Annotated in this window: 1 protein-coding gene; it reads right to left on the bottom strand. The window is 51.5% G+C overall.

Translation table 11 applies throughout. The features are described from left to right. Positions 1-33 precede the first annotated feature (33 nt). Entirely contained in the window at positions 34-9,453 is a 9,420-nt protein-coding gene (locus AC59IL_RS24820; protein WP_496554906.1) for an amino acid adenylation domain-containing protein, read from the bottom strand.

The raw sequence follows: 9,453 nt of genomic DNA, 5'->3' as shown, positions 1-9,453 counted from the left end.
ATAGAAAAGAGGATATACTATAATTTTTGTTATTTAGAATTCCATAATATCATCCGATGAAGCCTCCTCCTCTCTTAAGAAGCTGTCCAGTTCCTGATAACTGATCTCCCCGCCGAGTCCGTAATCAGACGGGGTATGCACGCCACCGCGTGTGACCATCTCCGTGCAATGGTCTATCAGCGCCATTAAATGAATCAGGTACCGGTTGCTTAACCGCTCTACCGTTGCCCGGTCATATTGTGCATTGCTGTAGCTCCAACCCAGCACAAGCTGTCCTTTCCTGATCATCCCATTCACTACCAGCTTCTCTTCCGGCTCATATCGTTCGCTTACCTCTCTTCCAATACCTTCTACCGCCTGTCGTAATACCAGCTCACCAGATGTAGCCTCGGTCGATATATTGTCCATCTGCCCCAGGTAATTAAATACAATATCCCAGGGTTGACGGCCGCTTAAAGCAATTTCTTCGCGCAGGTATTTCAATACGCCATAACCCATACCCCGGTCAGGGATTCGCCGAAGGTCTTCTTTAACTCCTTTGATCAGGTCAGCATGATCCAGGCCTTCACCCTTGCGTAGTACCACCGGATATATATTCGTAAACCAGCCCACTGTTCTGCTTACTTCCACACGCATCTGTTCAGCCATCCCCGGCAACTCTTCCCGGCCATGACCTTCCAGTCCGATCGTCAACTCCTGTTGCCCGCTCCATTCGCTTAACGTCAGCAACAAAGCCGAAAGCAACAAATCGTTGATCTCCGTATGATAAGCACCTGCGCTTTCCTGCAACAGGCGCCGCGTCCAGTCTGCAGCCAGTATTACCCGGCAACCGCCAACATCAGTCCCATTCGCCGGGCCGGACATTTCACGATCCACCGGCAATGACCGGTATTTATCTGTTATCTGTTTCCAATACTCCAACTGTGCAGTCACACCTGTGCTATTTCCATACACCTCCAGGGCACCGTACCATTCCCGGTATGAACTTCCCTTGCGGCCCGGCTGCATTGATGTCTTACCGCTTAACAGTTCCCGCAGATCTTCTACCAGCACCCGCCACGATACTCCATCCACGACCAGGTGATGGCATATCAGCAGCAAACGGTTATGCGCCTCATAACCCGGCAGCAGCAGCAGCACCGCCCTGAAAACAATGCCTTCATTGATCGACAGGCTACGCTGGTAGCTATCCCCGCAAGCCCGGATCGCTTTTTCCAGCCCGGGGCTTTCTACCGTCCGAAGGTCTGCTACTTCCACTACCCCTTTCCGGTTGCCGTAGCGCTGTTCCCATTTACCATTGTCATTCCTTGTATATTCAAATCGTAAAGCATCGTGATGGTCTGTTATCCCACCGATCGCTTCCCCCAGCTGTTCTGCACTTACCCACTTACTTACCTCCAGCAACATTCCCTGGTTAAAATGCGACACCTCTGCGTGGTCTCTACCGAGGTACCATTGCTGTATCGGCAATAACCCGCTTGTACCTTCCAGCTTACCCTGCTCGCCGGCTGAGGTTTCCCGGTCAGAACGCTCCCGCATTATCTGCGACAACAAGCCCACAGATTGATACGTGAATATATCTTTCGGACGAAGATCATAACCCAGCTTCCTTAAGCGGCTAACCACCTGAATGGTGATGATCGAGTCTCCGCCCAGTTCAAAAAAATTATCGTTTATGCCTATCTGCTTTACCCGCAGCAAATTCTGCCACACGGCTACAAGATGTTCTTCCAGTTCATTGCGCGGCCCGGCATATTCTTCCCCTTCCGGTATACCTGCTTCAACCTGTGGCAACGCCCTTCTGTCAACTTTCCCGTTTGATGCCAGGGGTAACTGCTCCAGCTCTATATATGCGGATGGCACCATGTATTCAGGTAAATGTTGCCGCAGCCAGTCCGACAACAACTCACGGTTCAGCCTGTTCGCCGGTACCACATAGCAAACCAGCCGCCGGTGACCAGCCGCATCCTCCTGCACTACCACCACACTCTGTTTCACCTGGCCGCTGCGGAGAACCGCTTCCTCTATCTCCCCCGGTTCGATACGAAAGCCACGAAGCTTTATCTGTCCATCTGAACGTCCAATAAATTCGATAATACCTTCCGGTAACCAGCGGCCCAGGTCACCTGTGCGGTACAATCTTTCACCCGGCTTAAAGGGATGGGCTATAAACTTTTCCGCTGTCAACGCTTCATTATTCAAATAACCGCGGGCCAGGCCTTTGCCGCCTATGCAAATTTCTCCCACCACTCCTGCCGGCATCAGCCTGTTCCTGCTATCCAGCACATACACTTCCACATTGTCGATCCCTTTCCCTAATGGTAATATCGTACCTTCTCTGTCGGCGCCAGCTATATATACCATGGCCGTCACGGTAGTTTCCGTTGGTCCATAGGCGTTATAAAAATCAACATAATCCCTCCACTGCTTCGCCAGCTCCCGGCGACAGGCCTCTCCACCCAGTACCAACCGCCTTAAGCCACCATAACATCCCGGTTGCAATAGCTCCAGGAAGCCTGGCGTGACATCAAGATGGGTAATCTGCTGTTCCACCAGAAACCGCTCCAACCCTTCCTTGTCAAGTAACAGCGACCGGGCAGGCATAACAACCACAGCGCCGTTGCACAACCCAAGAAACAGCGTTTCCACAGACGCATCAAAACAATAATTGGCAAATTGCAGCACCCGTTCATCATTGCCCATGCGGTATTGCCGGCTGCCCCCTTTGATGAGATTGAATAATCCTTTATGCTCTACCAGCACGCCCTTCGGCCGACCCGTAGAACCTGATGTATAGATCACGTACGCCAGATTGTTTCCGCTCACTGATCGCGGTAACCGGCCGCTCTCCTCTTTGGCAATCTCCACCCATTCTCCTTCTATGTTTATTATCGTTACATCTTCTTTTACTATTTGTGATATCTTTTCACGGTTTTGTGTATCCGTTAGCAATACTTTCATTCCCGTATCTGCAATCATGTACCCGATGCGGTCCTCCGGATACTCCGGATCTATCGGAACATAAGCGCCTCCCGACTTTAGTATGCCCAGTATTCCAACGATCATTTCCAAACCCCGCTCCAGGCAAATCCCTACGAGACTCTCTTCGCGTACACCCAACCTGCGCAGATAATGAGCCAACCGGTTCGACCGCTCCGCCAGCTCCCCATAGTTCAGTTGCAATCCTTCATACACAACTGCTACACGGGTCCGGTATCGGGCTTCCACCTCTTCCAGCAAATCCAATATCGTTTGCTCATCCCCGTACTCATAGCGTTCTCCCTGGCATTTCTCCAATAACATCCGCCGCTCTTCCACATTAAAAATTTCAAGGTCAGACAGTCGCTTCGCCGTGCCTCCTGCTATCTGTTTCAACACTTCCACAAAATGACGACCTATTCCCTCAACATATTGTTCTTCCAATAAGTTTGCATTATAGGTAACCTGTATGCTTTTACCTCCTCCCACTATCGTCAGGCTCAACGGATAGTTCGTCTGCTCTTTGATCTCCACATTGCCCATCCGAAGCTGCCGCTGACGGCCGGGTTTTGCCTCCTCGCTAATCGGATAATTTTCAAATACCAGCAAGCTGTCGAACAACTCTCCCTGCACCTCACTCCAGTGCCGGATCTGCGACAATGACACATACTGATACTCCCGGCTGCGGATCTGATCTGTCTGCAATCGCTGTAACCATGTCCCTATCTGCTCTTCCTCATTAACCTCCACATGCAGGGGCAGCGTATTGATGTATAAGCCCACCCGGCGCTCAACACCCGGTAAATCTTCAGGGCGGCCCGATACCGTTACGCCGTACGTCACTTTCGACTGACCCGTATACCGGTGCAGCAGGTACGCCCATACTCCCTGCACCAGCGTATTGAGCGTCAGCCGCTGACGACTACAATACAATTCCAGTTCCTTTAACTCCACTTCACCAAGCCGTATCTTATTCTCCTTATAGATACCCATCCCCTTGTTCCGCTCAGCTCCCACTGCGATGAAGGGCAGCAAGCTGCCGCTTTCCATTCCTTTCAAATATCCCCGCCAATAAGCCTCCGCCGATCCTTTGTCCTTGTGTTCTATATAACGGATATAATCTTCATATTTATCTTCGTTCAATGGTTCCGGTTCTTCTCCCCGCTGCAGTTGTTCGTATGTGCGGTGAAGCTCCTCCATCAACAATGGCAGCGACCACCCGTCGAGCAGGATGTGATGATGCCGCCACAACATCCGGTAGCGATGTTCATCCATGCGCACCAGCGTCCATCGCATCAGCGGCCACCGGCTCAAATCAAAGCCACGCCGGCGTTCCTCTTCGAGGTATGCCTGCACGCTTAGATCCTGCTCTTCTTTGCTCAATTCCCGGTAGTCCAGTTCTTCCACTTCCACCTGTGCCTCACGACATACACCCTGCACCGGCACACTGAAACGGTCATGGAAAAACACACTGCGCAATATGCTGTGGCTATCCACGATCCGCTGCCAGCTGCGGCGGAACAGGTCTGCTTTCACATCACTCAGATCGCAGTTGAATACTTCCAAATATGCGCCGGTTCCCTCCTCGTATAAATTATGGAATAGCATTCCCTCCTGTAAACCGCTTAACCGGTACAGCCGCAGAATGCCTGGTTCTTCACTTAAAAAACGGTCAAGTTCCTGGTAACTGACCTCTTCACCGAGTCCAAAATCAGACGGAGTATGTACGCCTCCGCGTATAGCCATCTGCGTACAATGGTCAATCAGTGCCTTTAAATGAGCTACGTACCGGTTGCTTAACTGCTCTATAGTTTCGCGCTCAAAGTGTGCGCTGTTGTAACTCCAGTATAAAACCAGTTCACTGTTCCGCACCAACCCATTCACTCCCAGCTTATCGGGCGACCTATATTGTTCACTTATTGGTCTTCCAATGCCTTCCGCCGCCTGCCGTAACACCAGCTCACCGGATGTAGCGTCCGTCGACATATTGTCCATCTGACCCAGGTAATTAAATACTATATCCCAGGGTTGACGGCCGCTTAAGGCAACTTCTTCGCGCAGGTATTTCAATACGCCATAACCCATACCCCGGTCAGGTATTCGACGAAGGTCTTCCTTTACGCCTTTGATAACATCCGGAAGGTCCGATCCCGACCCTTTGCGCAATACTACAGGATACATGTTCGTAAACCAGCCCACTGTTTTGTTTACTTCTACCCGATCCTGTTCAGCCATCCCCGGCAGTTCCTCCCGGCCATGACCTTCCAGACCGATCGTCAGCTCCTGTTGTCCGCTCCATTCGCTCAGCGTCATCAGCAAAGCCGATAGCAGCAGGTCATTGATCTCAGTATGATAAGCTCCTGCGCTTTCCTGCAACAGGCGCCGCGTCCAGTCCGCGGCCAGCACTACCCGGCAACTGCCTGCTTCTCCACTAACTGAACCGGATACCTGCCGGTCTGCCGGCAATGAGTGATAATTATCCGTTATCTGCTTCCAATACTCCAACTGTGCAGTCACACCTGTGCTATTTCCATACACCCCGAGTGCGTTATACCATTCCCGGTACGAACTACCCTTGCGACCCGGCTGCATTGACGCCTTACCGCTTAACAGCTCCCGCAGATCTTCTACCAGCACCCGCCACGATACTCCATCCACGACGAGGTGATGACATACCAGCAGCAGCCGGTTATGCGCCTCATAGCCTGGCAGCAGCAACAACACTGCTCTGAACACAATACCTTCTGTTATCGACAGGCTGCGCTGCCTGCTATCCCCGCAAGCCCGGATCGCTTTTTCCAGCCCGGGGCTTTCTACCATCCGAAGGTCTGCGACTTCCAGAACCCCTTCCCGGTTGCCGTAACGCTGCTCCCATTTCCCGTTCTCCTTTTTCGTATATTCAAATCGTAAAGCATCATGATGATCTGTTAGTTTCCGAATCGCTTCCCCCAGCTGTTCAACACTTACTCCCTTACTTATCTCCAGCAACATTCCCTGGTTAAAATGCGACACCTCTGCATGGTCTCCACTTAGGTACCATTGCTGTATCGGCAATAACCCGCTTGTACCTTCCAGCTTGCCCTGCTCGCCGGCTGAGGTTTCCCGGTCAGAACGTTCCCGCATTATCTGCGACAACAAGCCCACAGATTGCCAGGTGAACATATCTTTCGGACGAAGATCATAACCCAGCTTACGTAGGCGGCTCACCACCTGGATGGTGATGATCGAATCTCCGCCCAGTTCAAAAAAATTATCGTTTATGCCTACCTGCTTTACGCCCAGCAGGTCCTGCCAGATGGTAACCAGCTGTGCTTCCACTGCATTGCGTGGCCCTTCATACGCATCTCCGTGCTGTTGTCCCAGGTCTGCTTCCGGCAATGACTTCCTGTTTACTTTGCCATTCGAGGTCAACGGCAACTGATCCAGTTCCATATACGCCGCCGGCAGCATGTACTCTGGCAGGTGTTGCCGCAGGTATCCGGTCAACGACTCCCGGTCAAAACTGCCTGCCGGAACCACATAACATACCAGCCGCCGGTTGCCGGTTACATCCTCACGTACCACCACCACGCATTGCTTCACCGCTCCACTTCTGTGCACCACATGCTCTATCTCTCCCAGCTCTATCCGGTAACCACGGATCTTCACCTGCTCGTCCTTCCTTCCAAGATACTCTATCTCTCCTCCGGGCAGCCGCCTCCCCACGTCTCCGGTACGGTATAACCGCTCCCCGTTACGGAACGGATGGGGTATGAATCTTTCTGCCGTCAGTTCACGCCGGTTCAGGTATCCGCGGGCAAGACCCGCCCCTCCTACATATAATTCACCGCGTACTCCATAGGGTGTCAGACGGCCCTGCTCATCCAGAATAAGCAAATGAAGCGTGGGTATCGGGTGACCTATAATACTGATCCTGTTATTTATTTGCGCCAATCCAATCTCCTGGTAGGTTACATGAACCGTCGTTTCGGTAATTCCATACATGTTGATCAACCGGCAACTGTCTCCATACAACTCATACCATGGCCTTAACCTGGCGGGATGAAGCGCCTCTCCGCCGAATATTACATACCGCACAGCAATCTTCGGCGCCTTCGCCGTCAGGTATTCCTGCAGTACGTAAAAGGCAGAGGGCGTTTGGTTCAATATCGTTACCGATTCTTTCAACAGCAATTCTCCAAAGCCGGCACTGTCACGAGCCACTTCTTTGGGTACAACTACCAGACGGCCTCCGTAAAACAAGGCCCCGTACATCTCCCATACCGAAAAATCAAAGCAAAAAGAATGGAACATTGTCCATACGTCATTTTCGGTAAAGACAAATAAAGGCTTATCGTTTTTGAACAACCGGACAACATTGTAATGAGTCACCAGCACGCCCTTCGGCCGGCCTGTTGAGCCTGATGTGTAGATCACGTACGCCACATTATCGCCCTTCACCGATTGCGGCACCCGGCCACTCTCTTCCTTGGCGATCTCCGCCCATTCGCTTTCTATGTCTATTATCCTTACATCTTCACTTACTATTTGTAATATCTTTTCACGGTTTTTCGTATCCGTTAGCAATACGTTCATTCCTGCATCTGTTACCATATAACCGATCCGGTCTGCAGGATAATCCGGGTCTACCGGAACATAGGCGCCTCCGGCCTTCAATATGCCCAGTATCCCAATGATCATCTCCAGGCCCCGCTCCAGGCAGATCCCCACCAGGCTCTCTTCCCGAACACCCAACTTTTTTAGATAATGACCCAACCGGTTCGACCGCTCCGCCAGCTCTCCATAGCTCAGCTGCAATCCCTCATGCACAACCGCAATCCTTTCCCGGTGCAGAGAGGCTGATTCCTCCAACATATCCAGTATCGTTCCGCTTACTTCGTAAACATCATCCGCTCCACTGAACGCCTGCAATTTCTTTTCCTCTTCTTCTCCGATCATCACGTAGTCATCTATCCGTTTAGCGGGATCTTTAACGATCGCCTCCAGCAACCGCTCATAATGTGTGATCATCCGGCGGATCGTTTCCTCTTCATATAAATCACTGCAATAATTGATCGCCCCGCTCAAGCCATCTTTTCCTTCCCTGACCTCCACATTCATATCGTATATTGACGTATCATGCCTGAATGACCCGGGCGACACTTCTACCTCTCCTAACCGCAGCCGGCCACCGCCTGGCGCATTCTGCAACACAAACATCACCTGGAACAATGGCGAACGGCTCGTGTCCCGTTCCTTCACCAGCAGCTCCACCACTTTGGCAAATGGCACCTGCTGGTGATCATACGCCCCTAATGTGCGGCCCCGTACCTGTTCCAGCAACTCAGTAAACTGCGGGTTGTTATCCATATCGCTGCGAATAACCAGCGTATTGACAAAAAATCCTATCAGCCCTTCCAGTTCCTGGTGCTGCCGGCCCGCTACCACTGTACCAACTGAGATATCTGCCTGACCACTGTAGCGATGCAACAATACCTGAAAGGCCGACAATAGCGTCATGAACATCGTTGCCCCCTGCTGTTGCGACAGCCGGTTCAATTCTTCCTGCAGCTTGCCGCTCAGCCTGAACCCGACCACCCCGCCCCGCTTGCTTTGAACTAACGGTCGCGGATAATCTGTTGGCAATTCCGTCACGGCAGCACCCCGCAGCTCTTTCTCCCAATAATCCAATTGCTCCTGCAACACGGCGCCCTGCAAATAGGCCCGCTGCCACATCGCATAATCTGCATATTGTACAGGCAATGGAGGCAGCTTCGCCACTTCGCCCGCTTCGTAGCTGCGGTAAAACGCCTGCAGCTCCTCGCGCAGGATCCCCTGCGACCAACCATCCGACGCTATATGATGCACTACTACCAATAATATATGTTCCTGCTCTTCCAGCGCCACCAGGTGCGCACGCAATGCATGATCTTTCGACAAATCAAATTGACGACCCGATAAATCTGCCAGCAATGACTCTAATTTTTTCTCTCCATTCGGCTTCCATGCAAGCTCATTCAACGCCCACTGCTCTTTTTCCATTACACGCTGCCAGCCCCGCCCTTCTTCTTCCCATATCACCGTGCGTAACACTTCATGACGGTTCACGATCTGCCCGAACGCGTAACGCAGTGCTTCCACATTCAACATGCCCTTCAACCGCCACGCCCACGATATATGATATTGCTCACTGCCTTCCAGCTGATCGATAAACCATAACCGCTCCTGACCAAACGACAGCGCTGTTCGTTCATTCTCCTTCCTGTTATACGGCCTGATCTCCTGTTCCACTGCAGAACCATGATATTGGCTATCGCTTAACAAGGTTCTTATAGGATCTCCATATTTTTTTAATTGTGCAATAAAATCTGCTTCAACAGGTTTTTTAGGGTCTGCTTTATACTTGAGCTTATCCCCATCGAGAAAGAGGAATATACCTTTCCTTCTTGCGCTTTTAATAACTTCAATTGCTTCACTTAAAACAGGTGAGTTCAT

This window comes from Niastella sp. sgz303648, from assembly GCF_059587045.1.
This window is presented reverse-complemented; position numbering and strand designations above follow the sequence as displayed.